Here is a 21,698-nt window from a genome sequence, read left to right as displayed (position 1 = left end):
GAGCTGGCCGGGCGGCTGCGCGCGGCCGGCGCCGCGCGGGCCGTCGGCCGGACCGCGCCGCCCGTGGTCCTGCTGCTGCCCGGCCAGGGCAGCCAGTACCCCGGCATGGCGGTTCCGTTCGCCGACGCCCTGCCCGGTTTCACCACCGCCCTCGACGACTGCCTGACGCGGCTGGCCGAGGAGCCGGCCGCCCGGGTGCGCGCCGCCCTGTTCGACCCGGGATTCCCGGCCGCCGAGCTGGAGCGCACCGAACTCGCCCAGCTCGCCCTCTTCTGCGTCGAGTACGCGGCGGCCACCGCCCTCGGCGGGCTCGGCGTCACCCCGGTGGCGCTCGCCGGGCACAGCCTCGGCGAGTTCACGGCCGCCGCGCTCTCCGGGGTGCTGGACCTCGCGGACGCCCTCGCACTGGTGACCGCGCGCGGCCGGGCCATGGGCGCGTGCCCGCCCGGCGCGATGGCCTCGCTCGCCGTGGGCGAGGACCGGGCCCGGGAGCTGGCCGCCGCGCACGGCCTGGAGCTCGCCGCCGTCAACACCCCGGAGAGCTGCGTGCTCGCCGGTCCGGCGGCGGCCGTCGAGGCCCTCGCCGCCGCGCTCGACGGCCCCGAGCGGGCCCGGGTGCTGCGGACCAGCCACGCCTTCCACACCAGCCTGCTCGACCCGGCCGTCCCGCTGATCGAGGAGGCCGCCGCCGGGGTGCGGCTCGGCCGGTCGGCCGTGCCGTACGTGGCGAACGCGACGGGCGCCCTGCTGCCCGCCGGGACCGCCGTCACCGCCCGGTCCTTCGCCGAACAGGCCCGTGGCACGGTCCGGTTCGCCGACGGCCTGGCCGCCGTCGCCCGCGCCCACCCCGGCGCGGTGTGCGTCGAGGCCGGCCCCGGGCAGGCGCTCAGCGGCATGGCGGTCGCCGCCGGTCTCACCGCCGTCCCGCTCGGCGGCCGGCAGGGCACCCTGGAGGCCCTCGGCGCCCTGTGGGCGGCCGGGCTGCCCCTGGACCCGGCGGTGCTGACCCGCCCGGGCCGCCCGGCGCACCTGCCCGGCTACCCCTTCGCCGGCCCCCGCCTCCTGGCCCCGGCCGCCACCGTGCGCACGGCCCCGCCGGCGGCCCCCGCGCCGACGCCGGGCGCCGCCCCCGGGGCGGACGCCGCCCCGGCCCGTACCCCCGGCGACCTGGTCGCCGCCCGCTGGACCGAACTCCTCGGCCGCCCCGGGCTCACCCCGGACGCCGACTTCTTCGACCTGGGCGGCGACTCCCTCCTCGTCGTGCGGCTCGCCCACCGCCTGGGCGAGGACCTCGGGGTCCGCGTCCCCGTCCGCTCCCTGCTCACCGGACCCACCCTGGCCGAGCACACCGCGCTCGCCGCCTCCCTGCTCCTCGCCGGAGACCCCCGATGACCCCCACCCCGCCCACCGCCACCGCCTCCCGCTGGCTGCGGAGCGGCCCGGCCCGGCCCGAGGCCGCCGCCCGGCTGATCTGCTTCCCGCACGCCGGCGGCTCCGCCTCCTACTTCGGCCGCTGGGCCGAGCACCTGCCCGGCTACGAGGTGCACGCCGTCTGCTACCCCGGCCGCGCCGCCCGCCTGGCCGAACCGCCGCCGACCGACCTCCCGGCGCTCGCCGCCGACGTCGCCGCCGAGCTGGAGCGCCTCGCCGACCGCCCGCTGGTCCTCCTCGGGCACAGCATGGGCGCCGTCGTCGCGTACGAGACGGCCCGGCTCCTCGAAGGCCGCGGCGTCCCCGTGCGCCACCTGTACGCCTCCGGGGCCCGCGCCCCGCAGCTGGCCCGCCCCGACGACGGGCAGGACACCTCGACGATGGACGACGACGCCATCGCCGACGCCCTCCTGGCCCTCGGCGGCACCGACGCCGCGCTCCTCGCCGACCCCGACTTCCGCGAGCTGGTCCTGCCGTACGTGTGCGCCGACTTCCGGATGTTCGACCGGTACGTCCACCGGCCCGAGCCGCTCCTCGGCTGCCCGGTCACCGCGATCGCCGGGGACGCCGACCCGCAGGTGGACGCCGGGCACGCGGCGGCCTGGTCCGCCGTCACCTCGGGTCCCTTCCGCCACCACACCGTCCCCGGCGGCCACTTCTACCTCGCGGACCGGCCGCCGTTCGGCCCGCTGACGGCGGAGGTGCCCGGTGCGGATTAGCGCGGCCCTGCTGCCGGAGTCCCGCAGCGGCCGGACCGTCGCCCTCGCCGCCGCCGTGGACGCGATGGCCGTCGGCCTCTTCCTCGCCGCCGCCACGCTCTACTTCGTCGGGACGGTGGGCATCTCCGCCGTCGCCGTCGGCGGCGCCCTCACCGCCGCCAACGTCCTCGGGCTGCTCGCCCCGGCCCCCTTCGGCTCCCTCGCCGGACGCCTCGGCGCGCTCCCCGTGTACGTGGGCCTCACCCTGGTGCGGGCGGCGGGCTTCCTCGCGTACGCCGCGGTCGACGGCCTCGCCGGCTATCTGACCGTCACCTGCGCGGTGACCGTCGCCACCCGGGCCGCGATCCCGCTGCTCCAGGTCGTCGTGGGCGAGCTGGAGCCGCCCGAGCGGCGGACCCGCACCATGGCCGCCCTGCGCGCGGTCGCCAACATCGGGATGACGGCGGGCTTCCTGCTCGCCGCGGTCGTCCAGGCCACCCGCGAACGGTCCGCGTTCACCGCCCTGTTCGTCGCCAACGCCGCCGCCTTCACCGCCGTCGCCCTGCTGGTCCTGCGCGCCCGCCGGCTCGCCGCACCGGCCGCCGGGAAGCCGCCGCCCGCCCCCGAGGAGACGCCGGCCGCCGCCCACGGCTCGCCCTACCGGGACCGCCGCTTCCTCGCGGCGGCGGCCGCCAACGCCGTCCTCCTCCTCAACGACTCCGTCCTCTTCGTCCTCGTGCCGCTGTGGACCGCCCGCCAGGAGGGCCTGCCGTCCGGCACCGCCTCCGTCGTCCTCGCCGTCAACACGGTGCTGACGGTGGTGCTCCAGGTGTACGTGGCCCGGCTCGCCTCCGACGCGGCGGGCGCGCTGCGCCTGCTGTGGCCGGCCTGGCTGGCGCTGGTGGCGGCCTGTCTGCTCTTCGCCGCGGCGGACGGCCGCGGCCTCGCCGTCGCGCTCGGCGCCGTCGTGCTGGCGGTGACCGCGCTGACCGTCGGCGAGAACCTGCACGCGGTCTCCGCCTGGGAGCTGTCCTACGTGATGGCGCCGCCGCGGGCCCGCCCCCAGTACCTGTCCGTGTTCAGCATGGGCATGAGCGCCCAGCTGATCGCGGGCCCCGTCCTGATGACCGCCTTCGTCCTGCCGTCCGGCCCGCTCGGCTGGCTCGTCCTGGCCGGACTCTTCACCGCCGCGACCGCCGTGTTCGCCGCCGCGGCCCGCCCCGCCGCGACCGTCGCCCGGGCGGAGCTCCCCACCTCCACCGCACCCACCCCAGAGAGGGCCCTCGTCTGATGTCCGCATCCGAGCAGGTCTCCGTCACCGAGCCGGCCGAGCACTACCTGCTGTTCGCCGCCGGCCCCCGCCTCGACCACGCCGCGCGCCTCCGGGAGCTCGACCCGACGGCCCGCTTCTCGGTGGTGTGCCGCCCCCAGCACCTCGCCGCCCTCACCGCCCTCCCGTCCGCCGAGGACTTCCTGCGGGTGGTCGCGGTGCGCCGGGACGCGCCCGTCGAGGAGGTGGTCGCCCTGGCCCGCACGGTCCACGCGCTGGACCCGGTGACCCGGATCACCGCCTTCTGGGAGCAGGACCAGGACCGGGCCGCGGCCGTCGGCGAGGCCCTCGGCGTCGCCACCCACCGCCCGGAGACGGTGCGGCTCGTCCAGGACAAGGGCCTGATGCGGGAGCGGCTGCGCGAGACGGGCGTGGAGGACACCGCGGCGGCCCGCGCCTTCGGCGAGGACGACCTGCGGGCCTTCGGCGAGCGGGCGGGCTATCCGTTCATCGTGAAGCCGGTGGCGGGCACCGCGAGCTTCGGCGTCACCCTGGTCCGTACGCCCGAGGAGGCGGCGGAGGCGTTCCGTACGGCCGCCGGGGACTTCCCGGGCATCAGCCGGCTCGGCGTGCTGGCCGAGGGGTTCCACAGCGGCGCCCAGTACAGCGTGGAGGCGTTCTCGGAGGCCGGCGAGCACCTGGTGGTGGCCGTCACCCGCAAGTACTCCGAGCCGCGCGGCATGGTGGAACTCGGCCACGTCCTGCCCGCCCCGCTGGACCCGGCGGACCGGGAGGCCGTCACCGCCCACGTGGTGCGGGTGCTGGACGCCCTGGGCGTCGAGTTCGGCCCGACGCACACGGAGGTGGTGCTCACCGAGGACGGCCCGCGGGTCATCGAGACGCATCTGCGCGTCGGCGGGGACGAGATCTTCAACCTCGCCAAGGACGCGACCGGCGTCGACATGATCGACCTCCAGACCCGGCAGGCGGCCGGCGAGAAGGTGCTGCCCTCGGTCCGCGCCCTCCTGGAGGCCGACCGGGAGCCGCGCTGCGAGGCCGTCTGGTACACGGCCCCCGAGGTCGCCGGCACCTTCATGGGGCTGGCCGACGGCGAGAGCACGGACCCGGACGTGACGGTCCTGCTCACCCCGGGCTCCCCGCTGACCGGTCTGGCCGGCTCCTTCGCGCGGGTCGTCCGCGCCCGGGCCTCGGCGCCCACGGCCGAGGAGGCGGTGGCGAAGGTCCGCGCCAAGCTGGACGCGCTCTCCCTCGTCTTCCACGTCACCCCGCAGGAGCGCGAGCACGTCTGACGGGTACGACGGGAACCCGGAAACGACGAATCCCGCCCGATCTTTCGATCGGACGGGATTCGTCATCCGCTGGTGGACCTGAGGGGATTCGAACCCCTGACCCCCTCGATGCGAACGAGGTGCGCTACCGGACTGCGCCACAGGCCCCTGCGACGTGTGAAACATTAGCACCTAGGTCGGCGAGAAGAAAAATCGCTTCCGCCGCAGGTCAGGCGAGGACCCGCCGCACCCCGTCATTCGTTGGCGGCGCGGGGGCGGTCCTCGTCGGCGTACTGGTCGAAGAGCGGGGTGCGGCCGTGGTCCCGGCCGCGCCGCGGCGGGGCCGGTCGGCGGCGCGGGGGCGGCGAGGCGGCGGGGGGCTGCTCGGCGGCCGTGGAGGAGCGGGCCGCGCTCCAGGTCTCCGGGTCGGTGACGTCCACGCCGTTGGAGGCGCGCGGGGCGACCGGCGCGGTGACGTAGGTGGGCAGCGGCACCGGCACCGGGTCCCAGCTGTCCCCTCGGGCCGGGCCGCGCTCGCGCTGCTGGTCCACCCACTCGGCGTGGTCGGTCTGCTCGACCAGCGCCCGCCGGTCGGCCTCCTGCGGGGAGACCGGGTGCGCGGGCGAGGGCTCCGGCTCGGGCGTCGGCGCGGCGGCCCGGCGGCTCTCGCGGAGCCGGGCGGGGACGGCCTCGGCACGCCGCCGGTCCATCACGTAGACGAAGCGGCGGCGCTCCTGTCCGCGCAGGTGGACGATGTAGGCGCTGAGCAGCACGGCGGGGACGCCGGGCGCCCACAGGAAGGCGATGCCGCCGACGGCGGCGACCACGGCGCCGAGGGTGAAGGCGGAGAAGAGCACGATCGTGGTGCGCCGGCGGCGCGCCAGGGCCTTGCCCCTGCGGGCCCGCTCGGCGGCCGAGCGGGGGGCCGGGGCGGCCTCCGGCGCGGGTTCCGGTTCCGGCTCGGGGAGTTCGAGGCGCGCCTCGGTCCTGGCCGGAGGCGCGGAGAAGGCCCGGACGTCGACCGAGCTCAGTTGCTCGGTCGCCGCGTCCGGGTCCACGTCGGTCGCCGCCTCCGGGGACGCGAGGTCCCGCTCGCGGAGCTCCTTGGCGTAACGGCGCTCCATGCCCGCCCGGCCGGAAAGGAGCCGGATGGCGGTGCTGAAGCGTTCCGTCGGACGGGCCTCGTTCAGCTCGTCCTGCCTGCGGAGCCACATCGGCACCAGGTAGGCGGCCCAGGCCCCGACGATGACTGCGTAGATGAGGCCGCTGCTGCTCACGCCTCACACGGTAGAGGGGTTCGCGACGGGGCATCGGCCAATTGGCCCGGTGTGTCGCACGATCTGGCTGATATCACTGAACTTTTTTGTGATTGTTCAGATCGATCGGTGTTCATATGCCGCTGGAATTCGAACAGTTATATGAATAGCGCGATCGGGCGACTATGCGGCGTCCCTGCGTCGCGCGCGGTGCCAGCGGGCGAGCAGCCCCTCCGGGATCTCCTCCGCGGTCAGCGCGAAGACCAGGTGGTCCCGCCAGGCGCCGTCGATGTGCAGATACCGCGGCCGCAGCCCCTCCTCGCGGAAGCCGAGCTTCTCCACCACCCGGCGCGAGGGGCCGTTCTCCGGCCGGATGCAGACCTCCATGCGGTGCAGCCCCACCGCGCGGAAGCAGTGGTCGGTGGCGAGCGCGACCGCCGTCGGCATCACTCCGCGCCCGGCGACCTCGCTGTCCACCCAGTAGCCCACGTGCCCCGAGCACATCGACCCCCAGGTGATCCCGGCGACGGTCAGCTGCCCGGCCATCCGGCCCCGGTACTCGATGACGAACGGCAGCATCCGGCCCGCGTTCGCCTCCGACCGCAGGTGGCGCACCATCTGACGGTAGGTGGGGCGCTGCACGGGCGGCATGCCCGGCGCGGGCGGCGGCACCGTCGCCTCCCAGGGGCGCAGCCATTCGCGGTTGCGGCGGTTGACCTCCCGCCACTCCCGCTGGTCGCGCATCCTTATCGGGCGGAGCACCACGTCTCCGTCGACGAGGACGGCCGGCCAGGCCGTGGTCATGACGCCGGGCCCGCTTCCGCCGGTCTCGGGTGGTCGCCGCCGCGGATCTGGTCCACGGCGTGCCGCAGCAGCGGCTCCAGGACGGCGAGCCCGTCCCGCACCCCGCCGGTCGATCCCGGCAGGTTCACGATCAGCGTGCCACCCGCGACCCCGGCGAGGCCGCGCGAGAGCGCCGCCGTCGGCACCTTCTCCCGGCCGTACGCCCGGATCGCCTCCGGGATGCCGGGGATGTGCCGCTCCAGGACCCGGGCGGTGACCTCGGGCGTCTCGTCGGTGGGCGAGATCCCGGTACCGCCGGTCGTGAGGATCACGTCGTACCCGGCGGCGATCCCGGCCCGCAGCGCCGCCTCGACGGGCGCCCCGTCCGGGACGACCTGCGGCCCGTCGACGGCGAAGCCCATCGCCCGCAGCCCCTCGGCGATCAGCGGCCCGCCCTTGTCCGCGTAGACCCCGGCGGCGGCCCGGTTGGAGGCGGTGACGACGAGCGCGGCGTACGGGGTGACCAGGCCGCCCCCGATGTCCGCGCCGGGGCCCGCCGGAGCGGGTGCCGCGTGGTCGTGCGCGCCCGCGGCCCGGCCGTCGCGCGTCACGCGTCGTCCCGGGTCCAGTGGCCGGACTTGCCGCCGGTCTTCTCCTCGACCCGCACGTCGGAGATGACGGCGCCCTTGTCGACCGCCTTCACCATGTCCACGACGGTCAGCGCGGCCACCGACACGGCGGTCAGGGCCTCCATCTCGACGCCCGTGCGGTCGGTGGTCTTCACCGTGGCCAGGATCTCCACCGCGTCGTCGGCGACCGTGAGGTCGAGGGTGACGCCGGAGACGGCCAGCGGGTGGCAGAGGGGGATCAGGTCCGGCGTCCGCTTCGCGCCCATGATCCCGGCGATCCGCGCGGTCGCGAGGGCGTCGCCCTTCGGCACGCCCTCACCGCGCAGCAGCTCGATCACGCGCGGCGAGACGAGCACGCGCCCGCTGGCGCGCGCCGTGCGGGACGTGACGTCCTTCGCCGATACGTCGACCATGCGGGCGGCGCCCGCCTCGTCGATGTGGGTGAGACCTTGCTGCGTGCTCATGGCCGTGACACTCCCGGTCGCTGTGTGGGACGACACACCGTACCCCCGCCCGGCCCCCCTCAGCCGAGGAGGACCACGTCCAGCTCCTCCCCCGGGTCGGCGGACGTGCGGTCCTCCGGGACCACGAGCAGGCAGTCCGCCTGGGCGAGGGCGGCGATCAGGTGGGAGCCGGCACCGCCCACGGGGGTGACGGTGCCGGACTCGGAGTCGTACGCCCCCCGGAGGTACTGGCGGCGGCCGGACGGGGAGGAGAGCGGCGCGTCGGCCTTCAGGGTGGCGCGGACGACCGGGCGGTGCAGGTCGTCGAGGCCCATCAGGGCGCGGATCGCCGGCCGGACGAAGAGCTCGAAGGAGACGTACGAGGAGACCGGGTTGCCCGGCAGGGCGAGGAGCGGGATCTGCTCGGGGCCGATCGCGCCGAAGCCCTGCGGCTTGCCCGGCTGCATGGCGAGCTTGCGGAAGTCGACCTGCCCGTCGGCGGTGAGCGCCTCCTTCACCACGTCGTAGGCGCCGACGCTGACGCCGCCCGTGGTGACGAGGAGGTCGGCCCGGATGAGCTGGTCCTCGATGGTGGAGCGGAGCGACTCGGCGTCGTCGGCGACCGCGCCGACCCGGTAGGCCAGGGCGCCCGCGTCCCGGGCGGCGGCGGCGAGCGCGAAGCTGTTGGAGTCGTGGATCTGACCGGGGCCCAGCTCCTCGCCGGGCTGGACGAGTTCGCTGCCGGTGGAGAGGACCACCACGCGGGGGCGCGGCCTGACCCGGACCGTGCCCCGGCCGATCGCGGCGAGCAGGCCGAGCTGCGGCGGCCCGAGGACGGTGCCGGTGGCGAGGGCGAGCTCCCCCGCGCTCACGTCGCTGCCGGCCCGGCGGACATGGGCGCCGGCCTCCGCCGCGCGGTGCACCCGCACCTCGCCGGCGGCGCCCTCCGGGGCGCTGCTCGCGGCCCGCATGCCGGTGGCCGCGCCCTCGGCCGCGCCGACGTCGGTCCACTCGACGGGGACGTCGGCCTCGGCGCCGGGCGGCAGCGGGGCGCCGGTCATGATCCGGGCGGCCTGGCCGGGGCCGACCTCCGGCAGGCCGTCGGCGCCCGCGGCGACGTCGCCGACGACGGTGAGGACGGCGGGGAACTCCCCGGTGGCGCCCGCGACGTCGGCGACCCGGACCGCGTATCCGTCCATGGAGCTGTTGTCGAAGGGGGGCAGCGCCGCCGGCACCGTCACGTCCTCGACCAGCACGCAGCCCTGGGCGTCGAGCAGCTGGAGCTCGATCGGTTCCAGGGGGCGGACGGTCGCCAGGATGTCGGCCAGGTGCTCGTCGACCGACCACAGGCCGGTCCGGTCCGGTCCCGCGCAGGGGTCGCCCGGGCCGTGGTCGTGGCCGTGGTCGTGACCGTGGCCCTGGGGGTCCTGGGACGGTGCCGCGTCGCTGCTCAAGGTCCTACATCTCCTCGCTGACGTATCTCCGGAGCCAGGCCCGGAAGTCCGGTCCCAGATCTTCACGTTCGCACGCGAGTCTGACAATGGCACGCAGATAGTCGCCGCGGTCACCGGTGTCATAGCGGCGCCCCTTGAAGACGACGCCGTGCACCGGACCGCCGAGCTTCTCGTCGCTCGCCAGCTTCTGCAGGGCGTCGGTCAGCTGGATCTCGCCGCCCCGGCCGGGCTCGGTCTCCCGCAGCGTGTCGAAGACGGCCGGGTCGAGCACATAGCGGCCGATGATCGCGTAGTTGCTGGGCGCCTCGGCCGGCTCCGGCTTCTCCACCAGGTCCGTCACCCGCACCACGTCGCCGTCGAGGGTCGGCTCGACCGCCGCGCAGCCGTACAGGTGGATCTGGGAGGGATCGACCTCCATCAGGGCGATGACGCTGCCGCCGTCGCGCTCCTGGACCTCGACCATCCGCGCGAGCAGCGGGTCGCGCGGGTCGATCAGGTCGTCGCCGAGGAGGACCGCGAAGGGCTGGTCGCCGACGTGCGGGGCCGCGCACAGCACCGCGTGGCCGAGGCCGCGGGGGGCGCCCTGGCGCACGTAGTGCATGGTGGCGAGGTCGCTGGACTCCTGGACCTTGGAGAGCCGTTCGTCGTCGCCCTTGCGGCTCAGCGCCTCCTCCAGCTCGTAGTTCCGGTCGAAGTGGTCCTCCAGCGGACGCTTGTTCCGGCCGGTGATCATGAGCACGTCGGAGAGTCCGGCCGCGACGGCCTCCTCGACGACGTACTGGATCGCCGGCTTGTCGACGACCGGAAGCATCTCCTTGGGGGTCGCCTTCGTCGCCGGCAGGAAGCGGGTGCCCAGACCGGCGGCCGGGATGACAGCCTTGCTGATCCGGCCGAGCCGGGGGAACGACTGATTCATGCAGGCACCTTAACTGCTGGGGAATGAGAGGAAGATGTAGCTCTGATTAACTTTCTCCCTATAAATACCGTTACGAACGATTCCTGAGGATCCCCTGTGCAGAAAGAGAATGCGGACTTGTCCGAAAAGGCCCTGCTGCGGCGGCGACTTCTCGACGCGCGCGCCGCCCTTCCGCCCGAGGCCCTCGCCCGGACCGCCGAGGCCCTGGCCGGGCACGGCCTCGCCCTGCCGGAGCTGGCCGGGGCCGCCACCGTCGCCGCGTACGTCTCGGTCGGCCGCGAGCCCGGCACCCGCGCCCTCCTCGACGCCCTGCGCGCGCGGGGGAAGCGGGTCCTGCTGCCGGTGCTGCTGCCCGACAACGACCTGGACTGGGCGGTCTACGAGGGACCGGACTCCCTGGCCCGGGCCGGCCGCGGGCTGCTCGAACCGACCGGCCCGCGGCTCGGCCCGGACGCCGTGTGCACGGCGGACGCGGTGCTGCTGCCGGGGCTCGCGGTGGACGCCCGGGGCATGCGGCTCGGCCGGGGCGGCGGTTCGTACGACCGGGTCCTCGCCCGGCTCGCCCGCGCGGGGAAGGATCCGGCGCTCGTGGTGCTCCTCTACGCGGACGAGGTGGTCGCGCGGGTCCCGGAGGAACCGCACGACCACCCCGTGCACGCGGTGGTCACGCCGGACGGCGTGACCCCTTTCGGCCGTTCGTGATCACGGCTTGAGCGTCAGCGTGTCCTTCGCCGCCGCGTCGACCGCCGCCTTGCCGTAGGCCCAGTCGTACAGCTCGCCCTTGGACCAGGCGTCCGTCTGGTCCGTGTAGTTGGCGTGGAAGGCGTGGCCGGAGGCGCCGGTCAGGTTGACCCACCGGGACCTGTCCCAGTCGCCGACGTTGACGACCATCCGCATCGACGGAACCCAGATGACCTCGTAGCCGCCGGCCGCGTTCCAGCCGGTCGCGTCGACCGCGGCCTCGCCGCCGCCGAGGTTCCACGGACCGCGGTTCAGCAGCTGCTGGACCACGCCGGGACCGGCGGTGCCGAGCGTCTGGTTCTTCAGGGTCAGCTGGTGCAGCCGGCCCCAGCTCCAGGTGGAGACGTCCTTGCCGAGCTTGGCCGTCAGCTCCCAGCGGGCGTCCTTCATGGCCCGGGCGAGCAGCTGGTCGCGGGTCTCGGTGGCCGGGTCGGTGCGGGTGGCGGGGGTGACCCACCACTCGTTCTTCTCCTGCTTGAGGAGCGGGCGGACCACCTCGTACCAGCGGTCGCCGCCGTCCGGCTGCGCCGAGTCGGGGTCCCGCTCGCCGCACTCGCGGACCAGCTTGTTCTGCTCGTCGACGGGACCGGTCGCGTCCACCGGGCGGACGTTGACGCAGTCGCCCTCGGCGCGCACCTCCTTGGGCAGCTTGTCGCCGAAGGAGAGCTTGAGGACGTTGCGCCAGACCGCGTTGAAGTAGGCGGCGGCGGCCGAGTCGGGCTCCTGGGTGTAGTCCCAGCCCTCCAGCAGCTTCTGCGCCTCCCGGACGTACGGGTCGGAGATGTCGACCTTCAGCAGCAGCGGGTTGAGCAGGGTGGCGATCTCGCTGCGGTTGTCCGTCTGCATGGTCCGCATGTCGTCCGGCGAGATCTTGCCGCCGTCCTTGGTCTTCGACTCGATGAGGTCGTTGATCCGCTGGCTGCGGGAGCCGTAGCCCCAGTCCTCGGTGAGCAGCTCGTCGTACTGGTCCGGCGAGATCACGGCCTGGTTGGCGGTGACGATGTAGCCGCGGTCCGGGTTGTACTCGTACGGCAGCTGCTCGAAGGGGATGTAGCCCTTCCAGCGGTAGCGGGAGTCCCAGCCGGGGGCGGGCAGGGTGCCGTCGCCGGTGGCGCGGCGCGGGATCTTGCCCGGGGACTGGTAGCCGATGTTGCCCTTGGTGTCGGCGTAGACGAGGTTCTGCGAGGGGACCTCGAAGTTCTTCGCGGCGGCCCGGAACTGCTTGAAGTTCTTGGCGAGGTTGAGCGCGAAGATCGCGTCCATCGACTTGCCGGGCTGGAGGGCGGTCCACTGGAGGGAGACGCCGTAGCCGGTGCCGCGGTCGGGGGCGGCGTTGCCGACGGGGGCCTTCTGGCCGACCTTCTCCAGCTCGGAGGAGCGGTCGGAGACCAGCGGGCCGCGGTCGGTGGAGCGGACGGTGATGGTCCGGTTCGAGCCGCCGGCGACCTTGATGGTCTCCTCGCGGGTGTCGAAGGGCTTGACCTTGCCGTCGACCAGGTAGCCCTCGGGGCTGACCTTCTCCAGGTAGAGGTCGGTGACGTCGGCGCCGAGGTTGGTGAGGCCCCAGGCGATCGAGTCGTTGTGGCCGATGATCACGCCGGGCATGCCGGAGAAGGTGTAGCCGGCGACGTCGTAACGGCAGGTCGCGGAGACCGAGCGGCAGTGCAGGCCCATCTGGTACCAGAGGGACGGCAGCATCGGCGCGAGGTGCGGGTCGTTGGCGAGCAGCGGCTTGCCCGAGGTGGTGAGCTCCCCGGAGACGACCCAGGAGTTGGATCCGATGCCGTTGCCGTTGGGGCCGAGCAGCGCGGGCACCTGGTCGAGGACGTCCGAGAGGCCGGAGAGCGCGGCGAGCTGGGCACTGGGGCCGCCGGTGCCCTCGCCCGCGCCCGTACCGGAGCCGTCGGCGTCCTCGCCGTCCTTGCCCGCCTTCGGGTCGAACTTCTTCGTCACCGGGTCGACCGTGCCGCGGTCGAGGATCGGCTCGTGGAGCTCGTACGGGTACGCCGGGTAGAGCTGCTTGATCTGCGCCGGGGTCAGCCGGCTGGTGAGCAGCGAGCGGTCGATCTCGTCCTGCATGTTGCCGCGCAGGTCCCAGGCCATGGCCTTGAGCCAGGCCACCGAGTCGACCGGCGTCCACGGCTCGATCGCGTAGTCGTTGGTGAACGCCAGGGCCGCGTACTCGACGGAGACGTCCTTCGGCGCCCGGTCCTTCAGGTAGGCGTTGACGCCCTCCGCGTACGCCTGGAGGTTCTTCTTCGTCTCCGGCGTCAGGACCTTGTCGTACTCCTGCTGCGCGACCTGGCGCCAGCCGAGGGTGCGCAGGAAGGCGTCGGTCTCGACCTGGCCCTCGCCGAACATCTCGGAGAGGCGTCCCGCGGTGAGGTGCCGGCGGACGTCCATCTCGTAGAAGCGGTCCTGGGCCTGGACGTAGCCCTGCGCGCGGAAGAGGTCGGCCTCGGTGTCCGCGTAGATCTGCGGGACGCCCTGGGCGTCCCGCTTGACCTCGACGTCGCCGGAGAGCGCGTCGATCCGGACCTCGCCGGTGGTCTGCGGGAACGAGGCCCGGACGGTGCCGACTCCCCACCAGCCGCCGAAGGCGACGGCCCCGACCAGCGCAAGGACCAGGAGCAGGACGATCAGGCGGGCGCGCCTGCCTTTCTTCTTGGCGGGGGGCGCGGTCGTGTTGGAGGGCATCGCTGTCCTTCGAGGGGCAGGGTGGTCCTGGAGTACGGGAGCCACCTTAGGCGCAGCGCCTGGGCGCCTTGGACGCGGTGTCAGGGAGGAACCGTACTGATGACCGCATCGAGGAGGCCCGGAGCGCAAAGAAGGCGTCAAGAAAGCGTTAAAGATTAGGTAAGGTAACGAAGTACCTGCGGCTGGAGGAACGATCCGGCGCGTGCGAGGGAAGGGAACGGCGCACTGACTGTCCACGAGCTCAACGAACTCCTGCTGATCAGCTCACTGGTGCTGCTGATCGCGGTCGCCGCCGTCCGGATCTCGTCCCGGAGCGGGCTCCCCAGCCTGCTCCTCTACCTCGGCATCGGCATCGCCATCGGACAGGACGGCATCGGCAACGTCGCCTTCGACAACGCCGAACTGACCCAGGTCATCGGCTACGCGGCCCTCGTCGTCATCCTCGCCGAGGGCGGTCTCGGCACGAAGTGGAAGGAGGTCAAGCCGGCCCTGCCGGCCGCCGTCGTCCTCTCCACCGTCGGCGTCGCCGTCTCCGTCGGCATCACCGCCGCCGGCGCCCACTACCTCGTCGGCCTGGACTGGCGGCAGGCCCTGATCATCGGCGCCGTCGTCTCCTCCACCGACGCCGCCGCCGTCTTCTCCGTCCTGCGCAAGGTGCCGCTGCCGTCCCGCGTCACCGGCGTCCTGGAGGCCGAGTCCGGCTTCAACGACGCCCCCGTCGTCATCCTCGTCGTCGCCTTCTCCTCCGCCGGACCGGTCGACGACTGGTACGTGCTCGTCGGCAAGATCGCCCTGGAGCTCACCATCGGCGCCGCCGTCGGCCTCGCGGTCGGCTTCGTCGGCTCGTACGGCCTCAAGCACGTCGCCCTGCCGGCCTCCGGCCTCTACCCGATCGCCGTCATGGCCATCGCCGTCACCGCCTACGCGGCCGGCGCGATCGCCCACGGCTCCGGCTTCCTCGCCGTCTACCTGGCCTCGATGGTCCTCGGCAACGCCAAGCTGCCGCACGCCCCCGCCAACCGCGGCTTCGCCGAGGGGCTCGGCTGGATCGCCCAGATCGGCATGTTCGTCCTGCTCGGCCTGCTCGTCACCCCGCACGAGCTGGTCCACGACTTCTGGCCCGCCGTCGTCATCGGCCTGGTCCTGACCATGGTCGCCCGGCCCATGGAAGTGCTGGTCAGCCTGCTGCCCTTCCGCATCCCCTGGCAGGAGCAGGCCCTCATGTCCTGGGCCGGCCTGCGCGGAGCCGTCCCCATCATCCTCGCCACCATCCCGATGGTGGGGCAGATCGAGGGCAGCGAGCGGATCTTCAACATCGTCTTCGTCCTGGTCGTCGTCTACACCCTCGTCCAGGGCCCGACCCTGCCCTACCTGGCGAAGGCGCTGAAGCTCGGCGACTCCACCGGCACCGCCGACCTCGGCGTCGAGTCCGCCCCGCTGGAGCGGCTCCGCGGCCACCTGCTCTCGGTCGCCATCCCCGGGGGCTCCCGGATGCACGGCGTCGAGGTCGCCGAGCTGCGCCTCCCGGCCGGCGCCGCCGTCACCCTCGTCGTCCGGGACGACGCCAGCTTCGTGCCGGGCCCCGCGACCGTGCTCCGCAAGGGCGACGAACTGCTCGTCGTCGCCACCGACCCGGTGCGCGACGCCACCGAGCGGCGGCTGCGCGCGGTCGGCCAGGGCGGCAAGCTCGCGGGCTGGCTGGGCACCGGGGACGGGCGGAAGACGGTCCCCGCGACGGCGACCCGCTTCCACCGGCCGGCCTCGATGACGGGCAAGAACGTGCCGCCGACAGGGGACACCGGAGGAACAGAACGTTAATCGCCGGCATTATTTCGGGGTCAGGAGCGTTCTTCCCAGTGGAATCACAGGCGGGAGAGCGCTCCTCCCTGTAGCATGAAGGCACACTTGATCGAACCAACTCTGCCTGACGCAGAGCTGGCGCGACCGTATGGCGGCCGCAGCGCCCCCTCCCGCAGTGGGGGCCTCCCGGTATCTACCGCAGTTCCGCGCAAGAGGACAGCTCTCGGCGAGACCGGCACCACCGTGCCCGCGCGCTACCAGGCGGCAGAAAGGCCAGGACCGTGGCGTCCACGGTCGTCTCCGAGAAGCGGCCCGGCTACGGGCAGCTGCTGCGCACCCCCGGTGCGCTCTCCTTCCTGATTCCCGGGTTCGCCGCCCGGCAGCCCTTCGCGATGCTGACCATCGGCATCGTCCTGCTCGTCCAGCACACCACCGGTTCCTACGGCAGCGCCGGCGCCGTCGCCGCCGTCACCGGTGTCTCCATGGCCGTCTTCGCCCCGCAGAGCGGCAAGCTCGCCGATCGCTTCGGCCAGCGGGCCGTCCTCCTCCCGGGCGTCATCGTCCACTCCGCCGCCGTCTCGCTGCTCGTCGTGCTCGCGCTGGCCGGCGCCCCGCTGTGGGCGCTGTTCCTCGCCGCCGTGCCCGCCGGCGCCTCCGTCCCGCAGGTCGGCCCCATGGTCCGGGCCCGCTGGGCGGCCAAGCTCGACGGCACCCCGCTGATGCCGACCGCCGCGGCCTTCGAGTCCGTCACCGACGAGTTCACCTTCGTCGTCGGCCCGGTCCTCGCCACCGCCCTGTGCACCGGCGTCCACCCGGCCGCCGGTCTGATCACCGAAGCCGCCCTGACCCTCTTCGGCGGTCTCTTCTTCGCCGCCCAGCGCGCCACCCAGCCGCCGTACGGCCTGCTCGCCACGGCCGGCCGCGGCGACGCCGAACCGCACCGCTCCGCCCTCTCCGTCCCCGGCGTCCGCGTCCTGATCGTCGCCTTCCTCGGCATCGGCGCCGTCTTCGGCGGCATGCAGGTCTCGCTCACCGCCTTCAGCGAGGAGATCGGCAACCCCGGCGCGAACGGCCTGCTGTACGGCGTCTTCGCGGCCGGCAACATGCTCGCCGGCATCGCCATGGGCGCCGTCGCCTGGAAGACCGGCCCGCGCCGCCGCCTGATCCTGGGCTACACCGGCCTCACCGTCGCCGCCTCCCTGCTGTGGAGCGCGCACTCGGTGCTGCTGCTCGGCGCCCTCGGCCTCGTCGTCGGCCTGTGCATCGCCCCGGCCCTGATCACCGGCTACACCATCGTCGAGACCCTGATCCCGGCGACCGCCCGCACCGAGGCGTTCACCTGGCTCACCGGCGCCGTCGCCCTCGGCCAGGCGCTGGCCGTCACCGTCGCCGGCCGCCTCGCCGACGCCCACGGTTCCAGCGCCGGATTCCTCGTCCCGGCCGTCGGCACCGCGCTCGCCTTCGTCACGCTCGTCGCCCTGCGCGGCAAGCTCAAGCCGCGCGAGGCGAGCCGGGTCGCGGCACGTGGTGTCGGTCACCGCGTGCCGGTGGCGGTGGACTGAACCGACGGAATACGTCACTATGGATCGTCGTTAGCACTCGATGAGTGTGAGTGCCAGGAGGAAGACTAGTGCCGACCTACCAGTACCAGTGCACCGAGTGCGGCGAGGGCCTTGAGGCGGTCCAGAAGTTCACGGACGACGCGCTGACCGAGTGCCCCGCCTGCCACGGCCGCCTCAAGAAGGTTTTCTCGGCCGTCGGCATCGTCTTCAAGGGCTCCGGCTTCTACCGGAACGACAGCCGCGGGGCCTCGTCCAGCAGCTCCCCGGCCTCGAAGAGCTCGACGTCCTCCACGACGTCCACCTCCTCGACCCCGTCGTCCTCGGACACGAAGCCCGCCTCGTCGACGACCACGACGTCCTCGTCGCCGTCCTCGACCCCGGCCGCCTGAGGCCACCCCGCACCACCACCGGAGCCCCGCCCCCTCACGAGGGGGCGGGGTTCCGGCATGTCCGGGGGCGTCCGGGGCGGGGTCCGGCCGGTGCGGGTTCGGCCGGGGGCAGGTCTCGTCGGGGGCACGGCTCCGCGCGTCTGGTGTCCCGGCAGGAATCGGGGGCTCGGCAGGAATCGGGGGCTCGGCAGGAATCGGGGGCTCGGCAGGAATCAGGGCTCGGCAGGAATCGGGGGCTCGGCAGGGGTCGGGCGGGTGCGTAGGGTGACCGGCATGGTGAGCAGCGCATCCGGCTACGCGGCCGACGACACGTACGCCGAGATCGGCGTCATCGGGGGCTCCGGCCTCTACTCCTTCCTCGACGACGTCCGCGAGGTCCCCGTCACCACCCCCTACGGCGACCCCAGCGACTCCCTCTTCCTCGGCGAGGTCGCCGGCCGGCGGGTCGCCTTCCTGCCCCGCCACGGCCGCCGCCACCACATCCCGCCGCACCGGATCGACTACCGCGCCAACCTCTGGGCCCTGCGCTCGGTCGGCGTCCGCCAGGTCCTCGGCCCGTGCGCCGTCGGCGGACTGCGCCCCGAGTACGGCCCCGGCACCCTCCTCGTCCCCGACCAGCTGATCGACCGGACGAAGAACCGCGCCCAGACCTACTTCGACGGCGAGCCGCGCCCCGACGGCGCCGTGCCGAACGTCGTCCACGTCTCCTTCGCCGACCCCTACTGCCCCGACGGCCGGCAGGCCGCGCTCAAGGCCGCCCGCGCCCGCGACTGGCAGGCCGTCGACGGCGGCACCCTCGTCGTCGTCGAGGGCCCCCGCTTCTCCACCCGCGCCGAGTCCCGCTGGCACGCCGCCAACGGCTGGTCCGTCGTCGGCATGACCGGCCACCCCGAAGCCGTCCTCGCCCGCGAACTCGGCCTCTGCTACACCTCCCTCACCCTCGTCACCGACCTCGACGCGGGCACCGAGACCGGCGAGGGCGTCTCCCACACCGAGGTCCTGCGCGTCTTCGGCGAGAACGTCGGCCGGCTCCGCGACGTCCTCTTCGACGCGATCGCCGCCCTCCCGGCCACGGCGGACCGCGACTGTCTCTGCGTCCATGCCCACGACGGCTGGGACCTCGGCATCGAACTGCCGTAACGCTCGACAAACCGCCCGCGCGGGCGGTCGGGTTGTCCACAGGCCGTGCACCGTCCACAGGCCGGAGCGGGATCCGGCGGCGGTCGGGACAGTGGCCGCATGCAGACGAACCACGCGACCACCCCCGTCCCCGCCCCCTGCGAGGTGCCGGACTTCCCGCCGCTGCGCGTACGCGGCGGGCGGTTCCGGCGCCGCCGCGCGCCCGGCGCGCTCCTCCTCCTCGCGACCGCCGCGCTCACCCTGACCGCCACCGCCGCTCCCGGCCCGCCGGACCCCGGCCCCGGCCCCCGTTCCCAGGCCGCCCCCGCCGCCCGCTCCCCCGCCGGTGCCGTCAGCGCCGCCGCCTCCGTGCGGCTGGTGTCCGCGCCGGTGCGGATCGCGGACGCGGAGGCCGTACGACTCCTGCGGGCCGGCGACCGGGTGGACGTCATCGCCGCACCGGTCCTCAACTCCCCCGCCGGAGAAGGCGGCAGCGCGGTGCGGGTGGTGGCGAGGTCCGCCCGAGTGGCCGAAGTCCCGCGCCCGGGTGAGACTCGTCCGGACGGAGGGGCGTTGATCGTCCTGTCCGTGCCCCGGGCGACCGCGACGGAGCTGGCAGGTGCCGGTATCACGTCCCAACTGGCGGTGACACTGTGCTGATTCGCACGGACACGCTGTCAAGTCACCGTCCCGTGTGTACGGATTGGACGGCCTCGCGCCCTTCGCGGCCTAATGGCTCCGCACACAGCAGCACACCCCTAGAAAGGCACCTCGGTGGCCGAGAAGAAGGAAAGCGTGATGGCGGGCTTCAAGGCCTTCCTGATGCGCGGGAACGTGATCGACCTCGCGGTGGCGGTCGTCATCGGCGCCGCGTTCACGAACATCGTGAACTCGGTGGTCCGGGGCGTCATCAACCCGCTGGTGGGCGCCTTCGGCACCAAGGACCTGGAGAGCTACCGGTCCTGCCTCAAGGGCCCCTGCCAGGTGGACGATGCCGGGAACGTGGTCACCGGCATCCCGATCATGTGGGGCACGGTCCTCAGCGCGGTCCTCAGCTTCATCATCACCGCGGCCGTCGTCTACTTCCTGATGGTCCTGCCGATGGCCAAGGTCCTCGCCAAGCGCGCCGCGCACGACAAGGCGAAGGAAGGCGTCCAGGAGACCCTGGAGGTCAGCGAGCTGGAGGTGCTCAAGGAGATCCGCGACCACCTGGTCGCCCAGCGCGGTCCGAGCGCCGGTCAGGGGACGCACCCCACCTCCTGACCGGAGCGGCGCCCCGGCGTCAGAGGTGGTGCGGCGGCTTCTCGTCGAGGAAGCGCGCGAGGTCGGCGGCACCGCCGCCGGCCGGAGGCCGCTCGCCCCACCCGCGGTCCGTGTCGTCCGCGGACGGCGTGTCCAGCGGATCGTCGAAGACGATCGCCGGCTTCGGAGGGTTCTCGGAGTGCGGCCGGCCGTGCGCCTTCGCGTCTCGCGGTCCGTGGGCGGGGGCGGTGCTCATGTCTTCAGGGTACGCCCGCTCCCCCGCCCCGGACCGGCCCGACCGGCGTCCTCCCGGTCAGCGGTCCTTCGGGTCCAGCGCCCACAGGCCGAGGACCACCAGGAACGACAGGACGAGGAATCCCGCGCCCCACCAGGCGGTGCCGGTGTCGCCCGTCATCCACTCGTCCACCACGATGGTCAGCCCCCAGAGCTGGCCGATCACCACCGTGAGCGCCAGCGCGAGCCGCGCCGACAGCTTCGACGAGCGCTCCGGTTCCTGCTCCGTGCCCGCCCCGGGGCCCGGTCCCGTGTGCCGGATCCGCGGGTCGCCGTAGCCACTCGTGGGCCGGATCTGCGGATAGCGCTCGTGCACCGGCCGGTTCAGTCGCGGCTGCGCGCTGCCCGGGGTGTAGTCGGGGCGCTCCGGGAGCGGGTTCTCGGTCGTCATGCGCGCTCGCTCCTCTCGGGACCCGGCCGGGTGGCGGGGGTCCCCGCCCTCAGGGCCTCGCAGGGCGGGGTGCCGGCGCCGCGCTGGCGGCAGTACCCCTCCTGGAGGCTCTCGCCGGAGCGGGCGGTGCCGATGGCCCAGACGCTGCCGTCGATCTGCTCGATCAGGATGACCTTGGGCAGGCCGCGCGGCGGCGGGCCGGCCGTGACCTCTCCCGTCCGGGCGTCGAAGACGCCCTCGTGGCAGGGGCAGTACAGCTCGCCCTCGCTGCCCCGGTCCTTGCGCCACAGGACCGCGCAGGCGAGATGGGTGCAGACGGCGGAGTAGCCGGCGAGGGTGCCATCCTCCATCCGGACCGCGATCGCCCGGTCCTCGTCGCCCGGGTAGCGGAAGGCGAGGGACTCCCCCGGCAGGATCCGGTCGGCGATCTTCTTCACCTCGGGGGTGCCGTCCGCGTCGCCGTGCCGGTGCAGGATGCCGGACGCGACGGCGACACCGCCGACGGCGAGGCCGCCGGAGACGGTGGCGACGATCCGCAGGTAGTCCCGGCGGGTGGTGAGCGAGTCGGCGGCGATCCGGTCCCGGAGCGCCTCCTGCGCCGCGTCGGCCCCGGCGTCCGGCGCCGGCGGCTGCGGATCCGTGACGCTCATCGGACGCCCTCCCCTCGCCCGCCGCCGCCCTTGTTCGGGTTGGCTCCGCTCACGTCCACTCCGTTGATCTCGACGACGGGCAGCCCGCCCGGGACGGGCCACTGGACCTTGTCGGCGGGCACGACCATCGCCACGCCGGTCTGGACGACGACGTCGCCGAAGGTGAAGGAGTCGGCGACCTGGACGCCGGGGCGCTCGGCGCGCAGCTCGTCGAGGGTGCCGTAGAAGAGGGCGCCGGTGGGGCAGACGGTCGCGCACATGGGGGCGAGGCCGTAGGCGGTGCGGTCGTAGCAGAGGTTGCACTTCATCTGGAGCTTCGCCTGGAGGTCGATCTTCGGAACGCCGAAGGGGCAGGCGTTGACGCAGTTGGCGCAGCCGATGCAGCGGGTGGTGTCGGCCTGCTGCACCACCCCGTCGGCGGTCACGAGGATCGCGTCGGCGGGGCAGACCTCGGCGCAGGGGGCGACGGGGTCCTCGCAGTGCATGCAGACGGTGGGGAGGGAGGCGACGGAGTGGCCTTCGTCGGTGTAGTCGAGGTGGATCATCGACTTGCCGCGGTGCGAGTCGCATTCGCGGCAGGCGGAGACACAGGCCTGACAGCCGATGCAGCGGCCCGGGTCGATGAAGATCGTGCGGCCCATCAT

General features: G+C 73.9%; 22 protein-coding genes and 1 tRNA gene. 11 read left to right on the top strand and 12 right to left on the bottom strand.

Translation table 11 applies throughout. The features are described from left to right. The 4 genes from IE321_RS26135 to IE321_RS26120 all read left to right on the top strand — a co-directional run. Positions 1-1,392, top strand: a 1,392-nt coding sequence (locus IE321_RS26135; RefSeq protein ID WP_190224738.1) for an acyltransferase domain-containing protein, incomplete at its 5' end; no start/stop codon positions are given. After that, positions 1,389-2,150, top strand: coding sequence for a thioesterase II family protein (locus tag IE321_RS26130; RefSeq protein ID WP_190224737.1), 762 nt, complete (start codon positions 1,389-1,391; stop codon positions 2,148-2,150). The genes IE321_RS26135 and IE321_RS26130, both read left to right, overlap by 4 nt. Beyond that, a complete protein-coding gene (locus IE321_RS26125) occupies positions 2,140-3,420 on the top strand; it encodes an MFS transporter (RefSeq protein ID WP_190224736.1) in 1,281 nt (426 codons plus the stop codon). Before IE321_RS26130 ends, IE321_RS26125 begins: the two co-directional genes overlap by 11 nt. After that, positions 3,420-4,709: an ATP-grasp domain-containing protein gene (locus tag IE321_RS26120; RefSeq protein WP_051842389.1), complete on the top strand. Its 1,290-nt coding sequence runs from the start codon at positions 3,420-3,422 to the stop codon at positions 4,707-4,709. The genes IE321_RS26125 and IE321_RS26120 overlap by 1 nt, the downstream gene beginning before the upstream one ends. 70 nt (positions 4,710-4,779) lie before the next feature. On the opposite strand, the gene IE321_RS26115 is transcribed toward IE321_RS26120, so the two are convergent. The 7 genes from IE321_RS26115 to galU all read right to left on the bottom strand — a co-directional run bounded on the left by IE321_RS26115 (position 4,780) and on the right by galU (position 10,169). After that, positions 4,780-4,856 (bottom strand) — tRNA-Ala (locus IE321_RS26115). A gap of 86 nt (positions 4,857-4,942) precedes the next feature. Beyond that, positions 4,943-5,965 (bottom strand): divisome protein SepX/GlpR, encoded by a 1,023-nt coding sequence (gene sepX / locus IE321_RS26110; RefSeq protein WP_190224735.1) that lies wholly within the window; start codon positions 5,963-5,965, stop codon positions 4,943-4,945. 162 nt (positions 5,966-6,127) lie between these two features. Then, a complete protein-coding gene (locus IE321_RS26105) occupies positions 6,128-6,748 on the bottom strand; it encodes a GNAT family N-acetyltransferase (protein WP_043226678.1) in 621 nt (206 codons plus the stop codon). Next, the gene (locus IE321_RS26100) at positions 6,745-7,338 is read right to left on the bottom strand and encodes a MogA/MoaB family molybdenum cofactor biosynthesis protein (RefSeq protein ID WP_190224734.1); all 594 of its coding nucleotides are present in this window, start codon (positions 7,336-7,338) and stop codon (positions 6,745-6,747) included. The genes IE321_RS26105 and IE321_RS26100 overlap by 4 nt, the downstream gene beginning before the upstream one ends. Then, positions 7,335-7,820, bottom strand: coding sequence for a cyclic pyranopterin monophosphate synthase MoaC (moaC, locus tag IE321_RS26095; protein WP_043226679.1), 486 nt, complete (start codon positions 7,818-7,820; stop codon positions 7,335-7,337). The genes IE321_RS26100 and moaC overlap by 4 nt, the downstream gene beginning before the upstream one ends. Positions 7,821-7,879: 59 nt before the next feature. Then, entirely contained in the window at positions 7,880-9,253 is a 1,374-nt protein-coding gene (glp, locus tag IE321_RS26090) for a molybdotransferase-like divisome protein Glp (protein WP_190224733.1), read from the bottom strand. Positions 9,254-9,257: 4 nt separating this feature from the next. After that, positions 9,258-10,169: a UTP--glucose-1-phosphate uridylyltransferase GalU gene (gene galU, locus IE321_RS26085; RefSeq protein ID WP_190224732.1), complete on the bottom strand. Its 912-nt coding sequence runs from the start codon at positions 10,167-10,169 to the stop codon at positions 9,258-9,260. Positions 10,170-10,286: 117 nt separating this feature from the next. Between galU and IE321_RS26080 the strand changes: the two genes are divergently transcribed. After that, entirely contained in the window at positions 10,287-10,871 is a 585-nt protein-coding gene (locus IE321_RS26080; protein WP_190224731.1) for a 5-formyltetrahydrofolate cyclo-ligase, read from the top strand. Here the strand turns inward: IE321_RS26080 and IE321_RS26075 are convergent, their stop codons facing one another. Continuing rightward, on the bottom strand, positions 10,872-13,607 hold the full coding sequence (locus IE321_RS26075; RefSeq protein WP_190224730.1) for a penicillin acylase family protein: 2,736 nt from the start codon (positions 13,605-13,607) through the stop codon (positions 10,872-10,874). It abuts the gene before it with no gap. A 270-nt stretch (positions 13,608-13,877) separates the two neighbouring features. Between IE321_RS26075 and IE321_RS26070 the strand changes: the two genes are divergently transcribed. The 6 genes from IE321_RS26070 to mscL all read left to right on the top strand — a co-directional run bounded on the left by IE321_RS26070 (position 13,878) and on the right by mscL (position 19,740). Next, positions 13,878-15,425 carry a potassium/proton antiporter gene (locus tag IE321_RS26070; protein ID WP_229916545.1) on the top strand — a complete coding sequence of 516 codons (1,548 nt, stop codon included), beginning with the start codon at positions 13,878-13,880 and terminating at the stop codon, positions 15,423-15,425. A 263-nt stretch (positions 15,426-15,688) separates the two neighbouring features. Further along, a complete protein-coding gene (locus IE321_RS26065) occupies positions 15,689-16,969 on the top strand; it encodes an MFS transporter (RefSeq protein ID WP_190224729.1) in 1,281 nt (426 codons plus the stop codon). Between the two features lie 68 nt (positions 16,970-17,037). Then, positions 17,038-17,358, top strand: a complete 321-nt coding sequence (locus tag IE321_RS26060; protein ID WP_079022216.1) for an FmdB family zinc ribbon protein — start codon at positions 17,038-17,040, stop codon at positions 17,356-17,358. 273 nt (positions 17,359-17,631) lie between these two features. Next, positions 17,632-18,498: an S-methyl-5'-thioadenosine phosphorylase gene (locus IE321_RS26055; RefSeq protein ID WP_043226688.1), complete on the top strand. Its 867-nt coding sequence runs from the start codon at positions 17,632-17,634 to the stop codon at positions 18,496-18,498. Between the two features lie 99 nt (positions 18,499-18,597). Beyond that, positions 18,598-19,137 (top strand): hypothetical protein, encoded by a 540-nt coding sequence (locus IE321_RS26050; RefSeq protein ID WP_190224728.1) that lies wholly within the window; start codon positions 18,598-18,600, stop codon positions 19,135-19,137. 138 nt (positions 19,138-19,275) lie between these two features. Then, positions 19,276-19,740: a large conductance mechanosensitive channel protein MscL gene (mscL, locus tag IE321_RS26045; protein WP_372470250.1), complete on the top strand. Its 465-nt coding sequence runs from the start codon at positions 19,276-19,278 to the stop codon at positions 19,738-19,740. 19 nt (positions 19,741-19,759) lie between these two features. Here mscL and IE321_RS26040 read toward each other — a convergent pair whose 3' ends face one another. Genes IE321_RS26040 through IE321_RS26025 form a run of 4 tightly spaced genes read right to left on the bottom strand, consistent with a single transcriptional unit; the run spans position 19,760 to position 21,698 of the window. Then, a complete protein-coding gene (locus IE321_RS26040) occupies positions 19,760-19,975 on the bottom strand; it encodes a hypothetical protein (RefSeq protein ID WP_043226692.1) in 216 nt (71 codons plus the stop codon). 57 nt (positions 19,976-20,032) lie between these two features. Further along, complete coding sequence (locus tag IE321_RS26035; RefSeq protein WP_043226693.1) at positions 20,033-20,404, bottom strand: hypothetical protein; 372 nt, start codon at positions 20,402-20,404, stop codon at positions 20,033-20,035. After that, positions 20,401-21,054 carry a QcrA and Rieske domain-containing protein gene (locus tag IE321_RS26030; protein ID WP_043226694.1) on the bottom strand — a complete coding sequence of 218 codons (654 nt, stop codon included), beginning with the start codon at positions 21,052-21,054 and terminating at the stop codon, positions 20,401-20,403. Before IE321_RS26030 ends, IE321_RS26035 begins: the two co-directional genes overlap by 4 nt. Next, complete coding sequence (locus tag IE321_RS26025) at positions 21,051-21,698, bottom strand: 4Fe-4S dicluster domain-containing protein (protein WP_051842391.1); 648 nt, start codon at positions 21,696-21,698, stop codon at positions 21,051-21,053. Before IE321_RS26025 ends, IE321_RS26030 begins: the two co-directional genes overlap by 4 nt.

It is taken from the genome of Streptomyces hydrogenans, from assembly GCF_014656075.1.
Classification (GTDB): domain Bacteria; phylum Actinomycetota; class Actinomycetes; order Streptomycetales; family Streptomycetaceae; genus Streptomyces; species Streptomyces hydrogenans.
This window is presented reverse-complemented; position numbering and strand designations above follow the sequence as displayed.